Annotated in this window: 19 protein-coding genes; 4 read left to right on the top strand and 15 right to left on the bottom strand. The window is 36.9% G+C overall.

What is annotated here, in order from left to right:
- Window positions 1-232: 232 nt before the first annotated feature.
- Window positions 233-892, bottom strand: a complete 660-nt coding sequence (locus EM808_RS20980; RefSeq protein WP_127740445.1) for a serine/threonine protein kinase — start codon at window positions 890-892, stop codon at window positions 233-235.
- Between the two features lie 202 nt (window positions 893-1,094).
- On the opposite strand from EM808_RS20980, the gene EM808_RS20975 reads away from it, so the two are divergent.
- Window positions 1,095-1,643, top strand: coding sequence for a flavodoxin family protein (locus tag EM808_RS20975; RefSeq protein ID WP_127740443.1), 549 nt, complete (start codon window positions 1,095-1,097; stop codon window positions 1,641-1,643).
- Window positions 1,644-1,686: 43 nt separating this feature from the next.
- On the opposite strand, the gene EM808_RS20970 is transcribed toward EM808_RS20975, so the two are convergent.
- From EM808_RS20970 to EM808_RS20945, 6 genes are all read right to left on the bottom strand, one after another.
- The gene (locus EM808_RS20970) at window positions 1,687-2,220 is read right to left on the bottom strand and encodes a dihydrofolate reductase family protein (protein ID WP_127740441.1); all 534 of its coding nucleotides are present in this window, start codon (window positions 2,218-2,220) and stop codon (window positions 1,687-1,689) included.
- Between the two features lie 430 nt (window positions 2,221-2,650).
- On the bottom strand, window positions 2,651-3,709 hold the full coding sequence (locus tag EM808_RS20965; protein ID WP_127740439.1) for a BtaManbiosPhlase: 1,059 nt from the start codon (window positions 3,707-3,709) through the stop codon (window positions 2,651-2,653).
- 12 nt (window positions 3,710-3,721) lie between these two features.
- Window positions 3,722-4,657: an MTP-1 family protein gene (locus EM808_RS20960; RefSeq protein WP_127740437.1), complete on the bottom strand. Its 936-nt coding sequence runs from the start codon at window positions 4,655-4,657 to the stop codon at window positions 3,722-3,724.
- 32 nt (window positions 4,658-4,689) lie between these two features.
- Window positions 4,690-5,520: a carbohydrate ABC transporter permease gene (locus EM808_RS20955; protein ID WP_127740435.1), complete on the bottom strand. Its 831-nt coding sequence runs from the start codon at window positions 5,518-5,520 to the stop codon at window positions 4,690-4,692.
- Complete coding sequence (locus EM808_RS20950; protein WP_127740433.1) at window positions 5,507-6,382, bottom strand: carbohydrate ABC transporter permease; 876 nt, start codon at window positions 6,380-6,382, stop codon at window positions 5,507-5,509. Before EM808_RS20950 ends, EM808_RS20955 begins: the two co-directional genes overlap by 14 nt.
- A gap of 1 nt (window position 6,383) precedes the next feature.
- Window positions 6,384-7,703, bottom strand: a complete 1,320-nt coding sequence (locus EM808_RS20945; protein ID WP_127740431.1) for an ABC transporter substrate-binding protein — start codon at window positions 7,701-7,703, stop codon at window positions 6,384-6,386.
- Window positions 7,704-8,010: 307 nt separating this feature from the next.
- Between EM808_RS20945 and EM808_RS20940 the strand changes: the two genes are divergently transcribed.
- Window positions 8,011-9,033 (top strand): LacI family DNA-binding transcriptional regulator, encoded by a 1,023-nt coding sequence (locus EM808_RS20940; RefSeq protein WP_127740429.1) that lies wholly within the window; start codon window positions 8,011-8,013, stop codon window positions 9,031-9,033.
- A gap of 34 nt (window positions 9,034-9,067) precedes the next feature.
- Here the strand turns inward: EM808_RS20940 and nrdF are convergent, their stop codons facing one another.
- From nrdF to nrdI, 3 genes are all read right to left on the bottom strand, one after another.
- Entirely contained in the window at window positions 9,068-10,054 is a 987-nt protein-coding gene (gene nrdF / locus EM808_RS20935) for a class 1b ribonucleoside-diphosphate reductase subunit beta (protein ID WP_127740427.1), read from the bottom strand.
- A 61-nt stretch (window positions 10,055-10,115) separates the two neighbouring features.
- Entirely contained in the window at window positions 10,116-12,209 is a 2,094-nt protein-coding gene (gene nrdE, locus EM808_RS20930; RefSeq protein ID WP_127740425.1) for a class 1b ribonucleoside-diphosphate reductase subunit alpha, read from the bottom strand.
- Window positions 12,169-12,570 (bottom strand): class Ib ribonucleoside-diphosphate reductase assembly flavoprotein NrdI, encoded by a 402-nt coding sequence (gene nrdI / locus EM808_RS20925; RefSeq protein ID WP_127740423.1) that lies wholly within the window; start codon window positions 12,568-12,570, stop codon window positions 12,169-12,171. The genes nrdE and nrdI overlap by 41 nt, the downstream gene beginning before the upstream one ends.
- 1,096 nt (window positions 12,571-13,666) lie before the next feature.
- On the opposite strand from nrdI, the gene EM808_RS20920 reads away from it, so the two are divergent.
- Entirely contained in the window at window positions 13,667-13,810 is a 144-nt protein-coding gene (locus EM808_RS20920; protein ID WP_127740421.1) for an FbpB family small basic protein, read from the top strand.
- A 262-nt stretch (window positions 13,811-14,072) separates the two neighbouring features.
- Window positions 14,073-14,468 carry a sporulation protein gene (locus tag EM808_RS20915; protein WP_164849736.1) on the top strand — a complete coding sequence of 132 codons (396 nt, stop codon included), beginning with the start codon at window positions 14,073-14,075 and terminating at the stop codon, window positions 14,466-14,468.
- Window positions 14,469-14,514: 46 nt separating this feature from the next.
- On the opposite strand, the gene EM808_RS20910 is transcribed toward EM808_RS20915, so the two are convergent.
- From EM808_RS20910 to EM808_RS20890, 5 genes are all read right to left on the bottom strand, one after another.
- On the bottom strand, window positions 14,515-14,928 hold the full coding sequence (locus EM808_RS20910) for an SMI1/KNR4 family protein (RefSeq protein WP_127740417.1): 414 nt from the start codon (window positions 14,926-14,928) through the stop codon (window positions 14,515-14,517).
- Window positions 14,928-15,461, bottom strand: a complete 534-nt coding sequence (locus tag EM808_RS20905) for a GrpB family protein (protein ID WP_127740415.1) — start codon at window positions 15,459-15,461, stop codon at window positions 14,928-14,930. The genes EM808_RS20910 and EM808_RS20905 overlap by 1 nt, the downstream gene beginning before the upstream one ends.
- A gap of 20 nt (window positions 15,462-15,481) precedes the next feature.
- On the bottom strand, window positions 15,482-16,024 hold the full coding sequence (locus EM808_RS20900) for a GNAT family N-acetyltransferase (protein WP_127740413.1): 543 nt from the start codon (window positions 16,022-16,024) through the stop codon (window positions 15,482-15,484).
- Window positions 16,025-16,134: 110 nt separating this feature from the next.
- Window positions 16,135-16,896: a class I SAM-dependent methyltransferase gene (locus EM808_RS20895; RefSeq protein ID WP_127740411.1), complete on the bottom strand. Its 762-nt coding sequence runs from the start codon at window positions 16,894-16,896 to the stop codon at window positions 16,135-16,137.
- Between the two features lie 401 nt (window positions 16,897-17,297).
- Window positions 17,298-17,666 carry a hypothetical protein gene (locus EM808_RS20890; protein ID WP_127740409.1) on the bottom strand — a complete coding sequence of 123 codons (369 nt, stop codon included), beginning with the start codon at window positions 17,664-17,666 and terminating at the stop codon, window positions 17,298-17,300.
- Window positions 17,667-17,905: the final 239 nt, after the last annotated feature.

Genomic DNA, 17,905 nt, shown 5'->3' with positions numbered 1-17,905 from the left:
AGTGCTAAGCTGTTATACGTCAGCCTCCTCATTATCAATCTTTTGTTGAGAATGATAATCATTTGCGAATGAAATAATCATAATATCGTTTTCCATTTATGTCAATACTAATTAAATTCATTATGATAATTTTCTGCCATTTTGACCAAAAAATAACCGGCCTCGAGCCAGTTATTTTTTGGTTTGATATTATTCTACTAGAAAGGCTGTTCCTATCTTAGAAAAATATTCTTTAGTTTTGCCATTGAAGTTTTCTTCTGATTTTTTTATAGAATCGGTAAGTATGTCTTATTATATCCAGTGCTTTAAAAGGAATCTTTACAGGGTATTTATATAAGGTTTTTTTATATAATTTATTATATGCCTTGACTAAATCCTCCCATTTCTCATCTTTCCCTTGTTTATAAAAATCTGAAACATCCACAACATATCCTCTGCCATCCTTCATCATCACGTTCTTTCCGTGTATATCAAATGGATTTAAGCCTCTACTTCTAGCATATTCCAGCGCTTCATTGATATCCTTAATAACTGTTTCAGGTATCCTTATTCCTTTTGCGAAAGCATTATACATGGTGATGCCTTCTAGCCTTTTTAAAACAAGATAATTATCTCCCTCATAAATTAGATGAGAATAGCTCGGATGATTGCCTAGTCTTCTGTATATATCTGCTTCCTTTTCTAAATTCTCTTTATCAACTATATTTATTTTAACGACTAGCTCTGGTTCTGTATAATGCATAAACACAGCCGCATAATTGCCAACTCCGACACATTTCCAGCCGATTGGAATATGCTCGGCCGTTACCGGGTTATGAGCTTTTTCGCTCTTTATTACTACTTTCTTTAAAAGCTCTGTTTCTATTAAATGAATAAATTTCTTCTTCATCATTCCCCTCCGCTACTTGCTATTTTATCATCTTTTCCTTATCGTTCCCTTAACTTGAACGGAGAAATTTTTACAAAGTGAAAAATAATAGAGTAGCTTATCCATCGAAATAATTGATGCACATAATCAAAAATATCTGCTTTTCCTCTTTACTCATTCCATTTACAATAAATAATTATAATCATTTGTTTAGGAGTGATGAACTATGTCCGTTGTCGTTATTTTTGGAGGAACACGTCCACAAGGCAATACAGAAATACTAACAGAAAAAGCGCTTACAAATATTAAAGCAGAAAGAATTTATTTAGGGGATTTTCATTTTGAGTCGATTATTGATAAACGCCATGACACTGCAGGATTTCATGATCGTAATGATGATTACAATTCCATTTTAGACCGTATTCTCCCTCATGATACTATTATATTCGCAACGCCCATCTATTGGTACAGTATGTCAGGAATAATGAAAAATTTTATTGATCGCTGGTCCCAAAGCCTAAGGGATGCTAATTATCCCAATTTCAAACAACAAATGGCAGCAAAAAAAGGATATGTCATCGCAGTTGGAGGCGATGCTCCGCATATAAAGGGCCTGCCGATGATTCAGCAATTTCAGTTCATCTTTGGCTTTATTGGTATGGAATTTGCTGGCTACATTCTTGGTATCGGCAACAAACCTGGAGACATAATGGCTGATCAAAAGGCAATTTATGCTGCAGGTGAGCTAAATCAGTTATTAAAAACCATTGTTTAACAAAAAGACTGCAGCACTATTTGCTGCAGTCTTTTTGTATATGCTATTCATGCAGTACTTCATATTGAAGCTCGACGAATTGATTAAATGTATTAGCGCTTTTTAAATGAAGATTTAACTTGTAGTCTCCAGCTTTAAATAAGGGGATTCCATCGCCAATGACAGCAGGAGCAATGGTAACAATCAGCTCATCTACCAATCCTTGTTCCAAAAATGGATGAAGGATGTTTCCACCGCCAACCATCCAGATATTTTTGCCTTGCTTGCTTTTCAAATCTTGCATAAACGAAACAATATCTCCTTGGACAAATTGAACATGGTCTGTTGCTGCTTTAGGTGTTCTTGAAAAAACATAACATTCTTTCCCTTTATACGGGAATTCACCTTTCTCCTGCTCCATTATCCAGTCATATGTACGTTTTCCAATAAGAATAGTGTCAACCGTGTCATAAAATTTTGAATAACCGTTGTCTCCTTCTCCTTCGACCTGGAACAGCCATTCCAAGGAATCATCCTTTGTGGCAATATATCCATCCAAGCTTTGTGCAATGTATACAACTAGCTTTCGGTTTTCCATCGTGCACTACTACCTCCTCAATAAGAATATATGTTCTCTTTTATTATATATTATAATAGTATTGCTTCAAAATTTTTCACCATCATTTTTTTAACAAGATATATGAAAAAAAATCACAAAAAAAGAAGGCTGGAACAAAACAAACAAAGCTTGTAACTAAATAGAATATGGATTTTAAATTAGTTCGTTTCATTGCGCGCTCGTCCTCGCGCTATCCGCGTGTAGGAAGCTAAGCCTCCTTGCTTCGCCTGCGGGGTAGCGTCCTCTATTTCCCTTAAAAGTCGAGTGTCCTCCGCTCCATTTCACTGAGATTTTTAACTATTGTATTAAAACTAAAAACAAAAAAAGAAACGAACTGTTTAATCAACAGTTGGTTAAACAGTTCGTTTTTAACGCAGATTCACATACTTATGTCACAGCCACTTTAAACTTAGTAATACGTCAAAGAGTCCAAAACTTCCTTTACATCCATTTCAATACATGCCATGGAAGTATCTGCAGCTCCATAATACATTTTGATAACGTCTTCTTCTACCAGGGCACCACATGAAAACACAACTCCGCCAAAAAATCCATTTGTTTCGTATTCCTCCTCTGGTTCTACTAATGGGTATTCTGATCTAGCAATAACCTTTGCAGGATCATTAATGTCTAGTAAAACAGCACCCATACAGTAACGGTGGTCTTCTGTTGCGCCGTGATACAACTCTAACCAGCCTTTATTTGTCCTAAATGGTACTGCACCTCCTCCAATTCTGCATGCATCCCACTTCCCTGTTCTTGTACCAAGTAAATGCTGGTGATTTCCCCAATGAAGTAAATTTTTAGATTCAGCAATCCAAATTTCGGGTGATGCATTGCTACACGGAACCGGTCTGTGGAGTGCATAATACCTTCCATTTATCAACTCAGGAAATATAGCGACATCTTTATTTTCAGGTGCGAAAATCATCCCATGATAATGTATTTCTTTAAAATCTTTTGTTGAAACCATTGCTTCGCCAACACCGACTTGGGATGCAGCACTATAGTAAATGTAATAGGAATCCTCTATTTTTGTTATCCTTGGATCTTCAATTCCTAATGACTCTAATTTATTAGATGGATAAATAAATGGCTCATTATCCATAGTAAAATGACGCCCGTCTTTGCTGCGGGCAATTCTTAAATACGATAAAGAGGTTAAATAGGACCACTTTTCTTGATTTGTTTTTCTTATTACGCGAGGATCTGAAAAATCATACCTTGAATCACTCTTAAGAAATTCATATATTTCCAGTGTACTTGTGCAAGAATTATAGACAGGTGCTTTTACAATATTAGGATTATCACATAACGGTCTTTCTGCAATCCGAACGAGCATTATTATCTCTTCTTGATACACTGTTATCCCCGCATTAAATGCACCTATTACTTCAAATCCTTCATGGTACGGCTTTACATCATGAGGTGTTAGCAATGGATTTTGTTCGTAACGATAGATTTTCATCTCATAACCTCCTTAGGTTTCATATTGAAAAAAAGGGTCTGGAATTGTTATTTTTTGCGCTTCTACATCACTAATTCCTGCATACAAATCTGCTGTTTTGTTAGGTTTTCGGATTAATCCGCCACTAAAAACTACATCTTGTAAATCTGCTCGTTTACATGGTCCTTTCTGAAAATTAGCCCTTGTTGCTATTATCTTCATATCTGAATAATAGCCAGTTTCAGGGTCAATCATAAACACCATCGGATAATAATGTCGATTTTTTTGTTTATCAAATCGGGCAACATGTCCTAATACACCAACTTTTCCGTTCGACAGCACTTGAGCCTCATTAACTCCACCCCATTCATTATCCACAAACTGATTTTCTAGCAATGGTGTATTTTCTATTTCGTCCACTGTTATTTTGTCTATGGAAGATAACCGTTTAAATCCTATTTTGCCTCTGCCGCCCTTTTCCCCTTGAGGCCTAGTAAACATACCGATAGAACCGTCTAGTAGTTCTACTAATCGTATATCCTTCATGCCATCAGGTCCTATCGCAAATTGTTTTAAGTTAGCTATTGTGCTACCTTTCATTAAAATAGTCCGCCAACCTAAAGAATGTTTCTTTGTTGGGTGGGAAAAAGTTTCGACTCCTCCAAAAATGAGCTCTCCGGCAATTTTAGTCACAAAAGGATCTTGTAGCTTAAATATTGGGGTATCTTTTTTTTGTTTCCATACCCCATTTTCTTCCGTAAAGAAGTGTACTTCTGATTCCTCGCTGTCCCGTGACTCAACTCTTCCTGCAATGGTTCCTTTTCCGTCGTCCTTAAATGGTGCTGTAATATTGTATATATCCTTATGATCATCATTTGTAAATCTTAGCTTTTCAGGATTAGTTGTCTGAGGATTATTCTGAAATGCCGCTAACAATTCTTTGCATGTTTGTATATGTTGGTTCGTCATCGGTCGACTCCTCTATAATCATTTTGCAACCATTATTTTAATGTGAATTGCATACCCTCTTGGAATTTTTTCGTAAAGAAGAGGAACAGAATTATAATAGGTAACGTCAATAATACAGAGGCAGCATACATCGGTCCCGGATAACCGCCATATGGCCCAAACATTTGCGATAGCAGCACATTTAGCGTCAGCATATTATCACTCTTAATGACAAGCATATCCCATAATAATTCTGACCATCTTTCCATAAACAAGAACAGAAAAACAACCGTTGTAATTGATTTTGACATCGGCAGCACTACTTTCCACAAGATTTGCAGATGGCCTGCGCCGTCCAGCTTTGCTGCTTCTAAAAAAGTATCTGGAATGGCCCGAAAAAAGTTCGTATACATAAACACAGCCCATAAACTCATTGCTTTCGGAATAATCATCGCCCAGTAAGTGTCATACAACCCTGCATTTTGAATAATCAAAAATGATGGTACTAACAAAATTATCGCTGGGAAAAACATTTGAAATAGGATGATGTTATCGACTGTTTCACGTCCTTTAAAGTTCATTTTAGCTAATGCATATGCAACAACCGCACCAGTGACCATCATGAGTGCAGTTGATCCTGCAGAAACAATGACACTATTGAAGAAAGCACGTATCCATGGCCTTGGAACAGACACATCACCTCCACCGAACAGCCATTCATATGAGCGTAATGTGAACTTAGTTGGCATCAAACTTTGGTCCACTTGATCCCACACGGCAAATGAACTCATCACCATATACAAATATGGAAAAACCATCATGCATAAAAGCACGCTTGCGACTATATAGCGGAGCAATATACCCTTTCTATTAGACCCAACCATTGCGCTTTCCCCACATTTCTAATAGTTTTCTTATAACAAAGATGGATAAAAACGTAACAACAGAAGCAACAATTGCTACTGCAGATGCATAACCAGCCTGCAAATTCTTAAAGGCTTGTGTGAAGATTTCCATTTGCCACGTATTTGTTGCATAATCCGGTCCACCTCCGGTTAATTGATATACTTCTGTGAAGATTCCGAATGTAACACCAATAGACAAAATCACAACAGTATAAATTGCTGGATATAGCATTGGCAGTGTTATCTTAAAGAAACGCTGCCAAGCATTCGCACCATCTATTGCTGCTGCTTCATATATTTCAGCATTTATACTTTCAAATCCAGAGGTAAGTATTAACGCATAATAACCAGTGAATTTCCAAGCGATGATAACTGCGACTACACATAATGCAGCAAAAGGAGAACCAAGCCAATCGATATCCATGCCAAACTTTCCTCTGAGAGTTGTGTTAAGGGGACTATTATATGAAAGCAATCCTTTAACGATAAAGGATGACACTACTCCAGATGCTAAATACGGTAGGAAAAATCCGATTAGAAAGATACCTTTAAATTTTGGGAGTCCATGAACGATTGCCGCAACAATCATGGACATGACGATAACCAATGGCACAAACACAGCCATAAATTTAAAGGTAACAAGGAATGCTGCTTGTACACCAGGAGACCGGAACACATCGAAGTAATTAGCAATTCCTTTAAAATTGTATTCTGGTGATATTAAGTTCCAATCAGTTGTCGATAAATAAAAGGACCATACTAACGGAATCGCAAAAAATAAGATGGCATAGAGGAGGTACGGACTGGCAAACAGCCAGCCCACCCCATTGTGATTTCTCAAATCAAAGCCCTCCCTCTATTGCCTTCTTCATGTCATTCCACCCGTTTTTTGGAGTAGTTTTTCCTTTTACAATTGGATTGACAGCATGTTGGCCAATAAAGGTTTGCAGTTCGTTATATTTTGGATTGTCTATAGATGGAATTCCAAATGGCACAGCATTCGCATACGGCTGCAGGGCAGGATTTTCACTAAAAAATGTTGTAAAAGCTTCATTTTCAGCTAAGTCGTCCCGTGCAGGAGGAAGATTTGTTTGTTCAAGCCACTTTAAATCGTGCTCAGGGTTTGAATATACCCAACTGATAAATTTCATTGCTGCTTGTTTTTGTTGATTTGTTGCTGATGCGTAGATAACTAATCCTTTAGTATCCGCAAATGTTCTTACATTTTCTGTATTCATATTATCTGGAACAGGCGGCGGTGCAAGTGTAAATGTTTCTCCGTACACCATTTTCGGAAACTTTTCTTCCCAATATGCCAGCGTCCATGGACCAATGTCAGTGAAGATTCCCACACCTGTTTCAAAAGGATCTGTTACTGTTTTTAATAAATAGGCATTTTCTTTACGCAGATTTTCCATGAAGGTCAATACCTGTAGTCCGGCATTATCATCTGCAACTAGCTTATTTCCTTCAATGAAGTTATTTCCTTCTGAAGCAGCATCATACAGCATAAAGAAATCAAACCAGCGTTTCCACGCTGTCGGATCAGCTAAGTCTGGCTTGGCCCACAAAAATTTATCAGGATACTTGGCCTTCAGCCTTTTTGTAGCTTCAAGCATTTCGCTATATGTTTTAGGAGCCTCATTCATTCCCAATTCTTTTAAAATATCCAGCCTCCAGCCAAATAGCATCGGATTAGAGTAAATAGGCAGTACATATTGATTTCCATCAGAGAACTCCCACGGTTCAACTGTTTCTGTCATGTTCCGATTTGTTAAAATATCTTCCCAGCCCTCTAATTCATTGAGAGGCACAAGCGCTTTACTTTCAGCAAGCTGTGCAGCAAATCCACGATTTATATTTTCAGACATAGTAGGAGCACTTTTCCCAGCAATTGCCGATTGAATGCTGGCTTCTGATGAAGGACTTTCTTTGATAGCGCTAACATTCACGCTAATCTTAGGGTTTTCCTTTTCAAATTCCTTGGCCATTTCTTTCCAATATGCTTGCTGTGGAGGATTTGGTGCAGCCCAAAAATCTATCGTTGTGACTCCATTCTTATCAGAATCTTTTTTACCTCCCCCGCTGCAGCCTGCTAAAACCGACACCGAAACTGTTGCTGCCACCACTAAAGACACCACTTTATTAAGTTTTTTCTTCATGATATCACCCCGTTCATATTTCATTACTTTTCCAGAAAACTTCATGTGAAAGTCCTTTCCAGTAAGGTCAACCTCCTAATTACAAAATAAATTACTAACTATTAAATATAATTATTGTAACGTTACAACTAAAATTATTACATTATCCTTTAGATAATTCAACGCTATATTTGGACTACATATTTGATATAAAACATAGTTAATTTACACTAATAATAAGGATAAATCCTTTCAACATGACATTATTTTGTCATGTATGGTAGTATTATGAATAATATTGTTTTCAATTAGTTAAAGGAATGAGTTTATGACAAAAAAAATTACGATGCAAGATATCGCAAACCAATTAAATATCTCAAAAAATTCCGTCTCGCAAGCATTAACAGGAAAGGCGGGAGTAAGTGAAAAAACACGGCATTTAGTAGAAACAACTGCAAGAGAGCTAGGCTATGAATATTTGCCTCTTCGCAAAAATTATCATTATAGCTCTGACGGCAAAACAATAAAAATTGCGCTAATTGCCTCTGATTATGCCTTTTCACTTAAAGGCTTCTTCGGGGAAATTTATTTAAGTATGGAAAAAGAGATAACTAGTCAAAACAATAGCTTGATGATCCAATCGATAAGCAAAGAAGCCATTGAGTCACTTGAGTTACCTTCCTTTATACTTAATGGTGCGGTTGATGGAGTCTTAATCCTGTCCCACTTGAGAACAGAATATATTCAAAAAATTATCTCTACAGGCATTCCGGCAGTGTTAGTTGATCATCATCATCCTCACATCAACGCAGATGCAGTATTAACAAATAATCGTTTTGGCGCATTTATCGCTGTAGAACATTTGGTGAAATTAGGGCACAAGGAGATCGGCTTTGTTGGCAATATTTCTATTTCTCCAAGCTATTATGAAAGATTGGAGGGATTCCAGCTTGCATTAAACCAATATGGACTAAATAAAGATGACAGTGTGATACTTACAGACATTGAGGAAGATGAGGTCAGTGTTAAAGTAGCGATGAAACGCGTGTCTAAACAGCCAACTGCCTGGTTTTGTGTTAATGACGGCTTAGGGTTTCTTGTCAGCTCGTATCTGTTGCAATCTGGCTATAAAATCCCTGAACATATTTCCGTTGCTAATTTTGATAATGGGCAACTATCAAAGCTTGCCACACCGAAAATCACAACAATGGACATCGATCTTGAACTTTTCGGAAAAAGAGCGGTTGAACAGTTATTGTGGAGAATCAATAATAAAGAAACAGCCAATCAAGAAATTCTTCTGCCTGCCACACTGCTTGTAAGAGAGTCCACCGGGCCTGCCCCCAAATAAAAAACCAGCTTCCAAAAAGAAGCTGGTCTTGTCATTACTCGTTTGTTTTCCAGTCAAACACAAAATCATCATCTGATAAAGGTTCCACCTTCGTTGCTTTAACATAACCATTTCCTTTAACGGAGAAGAAGTCATGGTTTTTCGTATCTGTTTTCATTCCATTTTCAACAATTGGATTGATTGCTTCTGATGCAAATACTGCTTCATAGCCAAGATTCATGCACGCTTTGTTGGCATTGTAACGGATGAATTTATTAACCTCGTCCACTAAGCCGATTTTTTCGTACAAATCCTGCGTATATCCTAACTCATTTTGGTAGAGTGTTTCGATTAGGTCAAGTCTTTCTTTTGCTGCACGCTCTTGTTCTTCAATTGTCAGTTGGCCGTATAGCTCTTGAGCTATTAAACCAACATAAACACCGTGAATACTTTCGTCACGAATTATTAAGTTTATTATTTCGCCAGATGCTGTCAGCTTCCCTTGTCCTGCTAGGAACAATGGATAGAAGAAGCCAGAATAAAATAAGAAAGATTCCAAGTAAACAGAAGCAACTGTAGCCATGTACAAGTCATACTTGCTTACTTCTGGCTTGAACAGCTTCTGATAATATTCAGAGATAAGCTTGCCCTTTTTCTGCAATTGAGGATGATTGTGAACCCAATCAAATACTTGGTCAATCTCTTCCTCTGTAGCAAGCGTTGTAAAAATCGTAGAATAAGATTTCGCATGGATTTGCTCCATCATCCCCATGAAAGACAGTACGCCTTTACGCTGCAAGCCGCTTACATGCATGCTGATCAGCGGCATTCCTTCTCCGCCCTGCTCTGTATCAAGCAATGTCAAACCGCCAAGCACTTTCATGTAAGTGTCTTGCTCTGTTGGCGACAATTCGCCCCAAGTATTTTTATCAGATGAAAGACTGATTTCTTCCGGCAGCCAAAACTGTCTCGTGTTTTGTGTATAAAACATTTGTGTGTAATCATCTTCATGCTGATTCCAGTTAACAGCATACTTAGTCATTTTCTTTCCCCCAGTGTACCCAAAAATAAAGGGGGAGACGCAGCTCCCCGTGTTCTATCCATTAAACTGCACAAGCGATACATTCGTCGATCGCCAAGTTACGTGTGCGTGTATAGTATAGTGATTTTAAGCCGATTTCATTTGCATAAATATAATAGCGTGCCAATTCCTTTGTAGAAACATCTGAGTTTACATAAAGAATTGTTGAGATACCTTGGTCAACATGCTCTTGTGCTGCCGCTATCAAATCCATAACCTTAAATTGGTTCATATCGAACGCTGATTTATAGAACCAAAAATTCGTTTCATCCATATAAGGCATTGGGTAATATGTCGTTGAGTTTGCGTATGTGCGTGACTCAATTTGGTTAACAACAGGCATTACAGATGCAGTAGCATTTTGGATATAACCAATAGATTGTGTCGGTGCAACAGCTAAACGGTAAGCGTTGTACATACCATATTCTTGTACTAAAGCAGCTAGTTCAGCCCAATCTTCACAAGTAGGAATATAGATACCTTCGAATAATTGCTTCGCTTTATCCGTTTTTGGTGCATAGCTCACTTCTTTATATTTTGCAAAGTAAGTGCCTTTTGCATACTCAGATTTATCAAAGTCCTTAAACGTTTCGTTTCGTTCTTTAGCAATCATCATGCTTTTTTCAATGGAGTAATAGTTCATCATCATAAAGAACGTCGCAGTGAAGTCTCTTGCTTCATCAGATTCATAGCTGATGCGGTTTTTCGATAAATATCCGTGCAGGTTCATCGCACCTAAACCGATCGCATGCAGTTCTTCATTCGCTTTTTTAACAGATGGTGCGTTTTGCACATCTGAAATATCTGAAACGGTTGTTAAAGCTTCAATTCCAACATGAACAGAATCTCTGAACACATCACCAGGCTGCATCACATTAGGAATATTAAGCGAGCCTAAATTACAGTTGATATCACGGCGAATAATATCCTCTTGACCGTAATCGGTAATTTCAGAAGTTTCCTGAAGTTGGAAGATTTCTGTACACAAATTGCTCATTTTAATCTGGCCAATATCTTTAAGCGCATGCGCTTTGTTTGCATTGGATTTGTTCATAAAGTATGGATAGCCTGATTCCAGCTGGATTTGGGCAATCTTTGTGATCATTTCGCGTGCTGTCATAGCGACACGCTTTTTCACTTTCGGATTTGCTACTAACTCGTCATACATTTCATCCATGCGCATATCATCTAAATGTACGCCGTATTCTTTAAATACACTGAACGGTGCAAAAACATAAAAGTCTTTGTTTTCCTTCGCTAATTGGAAGAACTTGTTTTCTACGATTAAACCGATGGAAAGTGTTTGAATACGTGACTTTTCGTCGGCATTTATTTTTTTTGTATCCAAAAATTCTACAACATCCCAATGGAAGATGTTCAAGTAAGCAGCACCTGCACCCTTACGTTGACCAAGCTGGTTAGCGTAGGAGAATGTGTCTTCTAACAGCTTCATAACAGGCACAACGCCTGAAGCTGCATTATCGATGCCTTTGATTTGTTCATTACGTGCACGCAGCTTCGAAAGGTTAAGGGCAACACCGCCGCCTATTTTCGAAAGCTGACCAGATGTATTGATATTATGGAAGATGGAATTTAAGGAATCGTCCATTTCCAATAGGAAACAGGATACCATTTCTCCGCGGCGGCTTCTGCCTGCATTCAAGAATGTTGGTGTAGCTGGCTGGTAGCGCTGCTCAATCATTGCGATTGCAGTTTTCTTCGCCTTCGCAGCATCACCTTGTCCTAAGAATAGTGCAACGATGATAATGCGATCCTCGTATGTTTCTAAGTAGTTTTTTTTGTCATCTGTCTTCAAGGCATAATCTTTATAGAATTTCGAAATTGCCATATAAGACTGGAATTTAAATTCATAGTTATAAACAGCATTTGTGATGTCTTCAATGTCTGCTATGCTGTATTGGTCAAGCACCTGCGGATAATAAAAATCTTTTTCCACCATATAAGTAAATTTTTGTGCCACGGATTCAAAACGAATCAATTTCGGCTCAATCTCGGATACTAGAAATTCAGCAACTGCCTCCTTATCCTTCTCCAGACGGAAGAAACCTTTTTCGTTAAGCTGTGTCACTTCGTTGTTTAATTCTATGTGTCTCATAGCTAATATTTTGCACCCTTTCCCTAACTATCTCCACATCTTCGGGCATGCCGCTCATCTCAAACTTATGAAGAATCGGTACCCCGTACATATTTGATATCTTATTTGCACTTAAAGCAAAGTTTTGCCCCCAATTTTTATTACCACTCGATACGACTGCATAAAGATTGGTATGATTTGCCTTAAGGAAGTCTAATGTTGTTTGAGGAACCTGCCCCATCCCAGTTGTATAAGTTAATAGTATAAAAGGTTCATAGACTTTAAGTCCAGCCTTTAGTTCTATTAAATTATGTTCTGGCAGCCCTAGTTTCTGGACAAAGCGGCGCACATTCCCGGTTTTACTGTCAAACACGATAAACAAAATTATTCCCTCCTTAAGATTTTTGATAGAATAGGGGCAAAAGCAATATTCTATCCTATACCCTTAAAACATACAAGGGCTACTAAATACAGATGTTTTTTATAAATATATCTCAATATGTTGTGTCTAAACACTATTCAACCCTTTTTTGGAACTAGAGTCAATAGAGTCTCTTTGAATTTTTTTGTCAACAAAATTACTCAAATTTTAACGATTTTCGATTTGAATTTACTCTAAAAAAATGCAAAAAGTCTGATGAGAGTAGTCCTCATTAGACTTTTTTTATACGAAAATATATTCTATTTATCTTACTTCCCACCAAATAACTTTATAAAACCTTCATACTTTTTTTACTTTTAAATGATAGTCTGACGAAATTCTCCATTTTTCGATTTGTGTCAAAATTCTGCTAGCTGAACCTCTACCATTGCAAAAAAAAATGAACTGAGAATAATAGTCCGTTATTGAATGAAAATTACAGACAATTATTATTTTACTAATCACACTGACAATTTAAGTACTACATAACTTCATATATGTACACAATTAACTATTTTCTTATGTTTGCAGTCTGACTTGCAAATTAATTTCTTTTTATTATTTTCTATATCTCTTTAAAATTTTACTATAAATTTCCTTAACCCATACATCGAAACCTTTGTCCTTATAAATGGAATTAAATTTATCCATTACAGCTTCAACTTTTTTTGTACCACTCCCCTTCCCTCCCTAGTATGAAGTTGCCGGTAACTTAGCATAAAAAGTACAAACAATTAAAAAAGCTTATTTCCCATATATATATAGGAAATAAGTTTTTTTATATTCTTCATTCATTTGACTAAATCCTCTTCCTCTATTATGATAGATATATAATATTTCGAATATCCCTAAAGGGGAGTAGCTTTTACAGCAAAGTCGTCATTACAGAGTGCAAACTCTCGGCTTTGTTGGCAACTGATAAGTTGTTAGCAAGACCTTTACATGTAAATGTGTAAAGGTCTTTTATTTATCCAAAAACCTTTACCGTCATCGGTGAAGGTTTTTTTTGTTTTTACACATGGTGGACAAAAAATCAATAATAATGAGGAGGATTGTTATGAAAAGACAGCTAAAATTGAACTTGTATGAATTGATCAAAAAGAATAAGGAAGAGCTTCTTAAGGATCGAAACCTAGTAGAAAAAATTGAAAAGCGGGTGGAAGAAAAAATCATGAAACAAAACATTAACCTAAGCCATTAAGGAGGAGAACAGTAATTTAAACAAGCTATCGAAATGTACAAAAATATATTATATTATTAGAGTAGAAGACGTATAATTGGAGTGTGTAAGACAACGATATTTGTTTGCTCATATTTCTTTATTACAAGAAGCATATTCTTTGTTACAATGATACCATTAGAAATACAGCCAACAATGCGTATTACGGCATAGCAAACCGCTAATGTCCGCGTATATAAAATCAAACAATATCCTATTAAAAATAGGACTGGAGGATTATAGTTTGTTAACTTTATTGACTAATTTACTAAAAACTGGTTCCCCTTCTGTCGATCTTTCTTTATCAAAGCAATCAGCTGCATACGGAGAGCTTGTTAAAGGCCATTTCTTTATTCAAGGGGGACGTAAAAGCTGCAAAATAAAAAGATTGGAATGCACTTTGGTGAAGGAATATGAAAATGGTCATACAGAAACTGTAGAAGAGGTCACAACCATTCTGATGTCCAGAGTCATAAACAGTGAGGAGAAAGTCGAGCTTCCGTTTTCTTACTTGATTACAGATAAGCTTGAGCCAACTGCCGCAGATTTTACTTATAGACTGCACACTAATCTAGTTTTCGCAGAAAATATGTCCAGAAAGGACCATGATGAATTAGTGATAGTTGATAATAAAGAATAACTTGTATGTACAAGAAAGGATGTGCCCATATAGGCACATCCTTTCTTTATTCCTCTTGTGACAGAAGCATAATAAAGCTCATTAAGCTTTGAGCAATCCGTTCTGTTTGACCATCCTCATGATACCAAACATAAATTGGTTCTTCCATATGACCAGTGCTTGATTTCAGGCATAACTTATCGCCTGTGCCATCTTCTCCAACAACAATCCATCCTTCTGCAAGCCCTTCTTTTCGTGCCTCGATATTCTGTCTGACAATGTCGTCCCATGTCTTTTTTACATTATTCCTATCCTTAATGGGAAATAATAGCCACTCTCCAATTTCTGCATTATTAACCAGATTATATAACTGATGAAATTGTACAGGAAAAGCTGCACCGAGCTTTTCTTCAGCAGCACCTATGTCCATTTCATCTACTCCAGGCTTTTTTGTCATAATACGAGATATTATTTCGTTCATTACTTGCTCCTTAATACCTTTTTTAGAATACTTGATACAAACTCATTTTTACCTGCTGTATAAGCTTGACGGGTTTTTGATGTCCTTGCCAAGTAAAGCTTTAATTTGCCATATTCATCCGCTTCCTTCTCATTGGAACGGAGATAATCGCGAAAGGCCAGATGTCTTGTCAATTCCTCACTGTCCTTTGTACAAACGTAAAGATGATGCTCCATCCAAATTTGTTTATGTTTATCAGCAGTCCACGGGACAAGGTCATCCCTTCGTCCGAAGGCTTCTCTCCCTTCAAAGCTCCACTCCTCTTGATGGAAATAACCAATTGCGCCAAGAACCGCTACCACCTCAGGAAAAATGGCGATATTTTCAATAACAACATCTATATCTAGAATAGGTTTAGCACATAACCCTTTAACAGAAGTGCTGCCAACATGCTCGATGCGAAGAATATCTTTCTTTAAGTTATCCTGTAAAATCTGTTCGATTAAATTGTAGCAGACTTCCCAACAGTCGTTATATTCCTGTATTTCTATCATGGGCAACCACACTTCCTTTCTTAGCGGGTCCACTCCTCTGCCAAAACACCATACACAACATGGTCCACATAATGATCATAAAGCCATTCTGCCTTTCTAATGCAGCCTTCCTCCGTATATTGCAGCTTCTCAGGAATACTTCTACTTTTTTTATTTCCTAATGCGGCTCTTACCTCGACTTTATTTAATTGTAACTCTTGAAAAGCATAGTCAGTTAATGCTCTTACAACATTTATCATAATGCCATTTCCTTGATAGGCATGCCCTAACCAATAGCCGATATAGGCTGTCTTATTTGACCAGTTAATACTGTTAAAGCTTGCAACTCCAACAATTTCCCCTTTAAAAAGAATGACAGTAGTCAAACTATTATTCTCTGAAAATCCCTTTAAACAAAACTTTATATAGTCCTTTGTATCCTTTACTTTTGTTGTTGTATCAAGCCATGGCAGCCATTCTCGCAAATAACTTCTCGATTCTTCCGTTAACTCAAAAACACGGTCAGCATCGTTAAGCTGGATTAGCTTTAATGATAGGTCAGCGTTGATTTTATGTAGGAACATCTTATCCCCTCCAAATTGGCTTTTTTTGTATTTTACCATAATGATAAATTCTTTGGAGCACAAAAAAAGAACAAGGAGCTTTACTGCCTTGAACTTCTCTACAATTTACGTTATATTTTCCGAGCCTTCACGATAAACCTATGCTGCCTAGCCTCAAAGTAACCATTTTTCTGGATATCTTGATGTATGTCAAACAATTTATGTTCGTATTTTGTAACACTAAATCCAGGAACCTGCCAGGAAATTGCATGAAGATAATAAATCAATGCACCAATATCATAAAAACGAGTTACTGGAAATTCCTCTTTCGCAAACAATATTTGAAAATCATGGTTTTCTAACTCTTTCGTCACTAATTGGAGGTTCCATTCAGAGAATTCACCATTTACAGGAACACCTAAGGCTTTATTTATTTCGGAACAATCAGATCCACCAACCTGCTGTGTTAAAAAAACTCCATGCTTATTTAATATTCTTCTCAGCTCAAAAGGAGAATACGATTCATGTCTGTTAAGTATAAGGCTAAATTGATTATCAGCAAATGGTAGATTATTATCGTCTTCTATAAAGGTAACTTGAACACCTAATGGCTCTAAGCGCGCCTTAGCAATTGCTACATTCGGCCCATAGCCTTCCGTTGCGAAAACGTTTGCAGATAATGGGTGAAGTAATGATAAAAATTCACCACCACCTGTACCCATGTCAAGCATACAATCCGTATTGCGGGTTAGCGGTATTGCCATACTTCCATACGACCATGAAAGCACATTGCTGGATGTACGCCCTGTTTCGGTCAAAAAGGAAAAGTCCCAGCCCTTGAAAGCACGATTTCCATCCTTAATAAAGTCATAAAAAGCCTGATCTTTTTCCATTATTGTCTCCCTTCAAATTTTCTGAATCGGTAAATTTAATAGTGATTCTTCCACATCTTTTTGGTGCATCATATTTCATTTTCCTTCTAGCTCTATATAGATGTATGAAACTATTCTACATAAAATGGTAACTTCATACATTTATTCTCCATGAAAAAGCTATTTCCTCTTATCTGTACGAACCGAAATAATATTAGCAGCTTGCCCGTATTCTTGCAGCAACAGGCGTCCTTGCTGTAATTGGCACTACAAGCTTCTCTCCATTTTTCTCCAGTTCCACAAAAAAGCATTTTGCTCCACATTTCATTAGATGCACTCCTAAATCTATTTTGTGAATAAATTATACTCTACTCATGAAACAAAACAAAAGGGAGATGCTTTAGTTAGCCGCTCCCTATTTCCTATTCCTTGCTTATTGCACCTAAGCCTTCTAGCAATACCTTTGCATCGCCATTTAAATAACTTCTGGCTGCTTTTTTCAATAATGTTTGTTCATTACCTTGAATGAGCAGCTTTAAGCCCCTAACATCAAACTTAGAAGCATATGAATTGATGGAATTATAGATAGCTAACTCGTGCCGTGTTGGATGCTGATAACCTGATTCAATAGAATCTGTAATAAACTTCAGAAGTTCTCTGCCGTTTTTCTTTAATTTTCTTTCGTTTTTCTTCAAATAATCTATATTATCCTCCATTAGCTTTCTTGCAGTTACTAAATCCAGTTCTTCTACCTTAGCATTAACCGTTTCAATTAGTTGCTCAACATACATGTGAAAACCCCTTCCTATACACTAATATCGGAATGAACTTTCTCTATTTTCACGTAGGAAAGACCTATTTTTTCAAAATAAACTATATTTTAAAAAAGGCGTTTTTTCGAGCAATTAATTTCCTTTTTTAGGATGTTTACATTATTTGTAGTTGTTCTTCCGTTTCTTTAATACTAAAATGAAAGAAGTGGACTTAAATTCAGTCCGAAAACAGATCGATATATGAAAGAGGAGGCGCA

Origin of the sequence: Niallia taxi (assembly GCF_004005475.1) — a bacterium.
Taxonomy (GTDB): Bacteria; Bacillota; Bacilli; order Bacillales; family Cytobacillaceae; genus Niallia; species Niallia taxi.
The sequence above is the reverse complement of the archived record's forward strand: the minus strand, read 5'-3'. Positions and strand labels throughout refer to the sequence as shown.

Excerpts from the sequence above, each read along its gene's own strand:
- EM808_RS20895 (WP_127740411.1), bottom strand. The coding sequence starts at position 16,896 with ATGGAAAAAGATCAGGCTTTTTATGACTTTATTAAGGATGGAAATCGT.
- EM808_RS20910 (WP_127740417.1), bottom strand. The coding sequence starts at position 14,928 with ATGAACGAAATAATATCTCGTATTATGACAAAAAAGCCTGGAGTAGAT.
- EM808_RS20970 (WP_127740441.1), bottom strand. The coding sequence starts at position 2,220 with ATGGAAAACCGAAAGCTAGTTGTATACATTGCACAAAGCTTGGATGGA.
- EM808_RS20945 (WP_127740431.1), bottom strand. The coding sequence starts at position 7,703 with ATGAAGAAAAAACTTAATAAAGTGGTGTCTTTAGTGGTGGCAGCAACA.
- EM808_RS20980 (WP_127740445.1), bottom strand. The coding sequence starts at position 892 with ATGATGAAGAAGAAATTTATTCATTTAATAGAAACAGAGCTTTTAAAG.
- EM808_RS20905 (WP_127740415.1), bottom strand. The coding sequence starts at position 15,461 with ATGATAGAAATACAGGAATATAACGACTGTTGGGAAGTCTGCTACAAT.
- EM808_RS20955 (WP_127740435.1), bottom strand. The coding sequence starts at position 5,520 with ATGGTTGGGTCTAATAGAAAGGGTATATTGCTCCGCTATATAGTCGCA.
- EM808_RS20900 (WP_127740413.1), bottom strand. The coding sequence starts at position 16,024 with ATGTTCCTACATAAAATCAACGCTGACCTATCATTAAAGCTAATCCAG.
- EM808_RS20975 (WP_127740443.1), top strand. The coding sequence starts at position 1,095 with ATGTCCGTTGTCGTTATTTTTGGAGGAACACGTCCACAAGGCAATACA.
- EM808_RS20890 (WP_127740409.1), bottom strand. The coding sequence starts at position 17,666 with ATGTATGTTGAGCAACTAATTGAAACGGTTAATGCTAAGGTAGAAGAA.
- EM808_RS20960 (WP_127740437.1), bottom strand. The coding sequence starts at position 4,657 with ATGACGAACCAACATATACAAACATGCAAAGAATTGTTAGCGGCATTT.
- EM808_RS20920 (WP_127740421.1), top strand. The coding sequence starts at position 13,667 with ATGAAAAGACAGCTAAAATTGAACTTGTATGAATTGATCAAAAAGAAT.
- nrdF (WP_127740427.1), bottom strand. The coding sequence starts at position 10,054 with ATGACTAAGTATGCTGTTAACTGGAATCAGCATGAAGATGATTACACA.
- EM808_RS20965 (WP_127740439.1), bottom strand. The coding sequence starts at position 3,709 with ATGAAAATCTATCGTTACGAACAAAATCCATTGCTAACACCTCATGAT.
- EM808_RS20940 (WP_127740429.1), top strand. The coding sequence starts at position 8,011 with ATGACAAAAAAAATTACGATGCAAGATATCGCAAACCAATTAAATATC.
- nrdE (WP_127740425.1), bottom strand. The coding sequence starts at position 12,209 with ATGAGACACATAGAATTAAACAACGAAGTGACACAGCTTAACGAAAAA.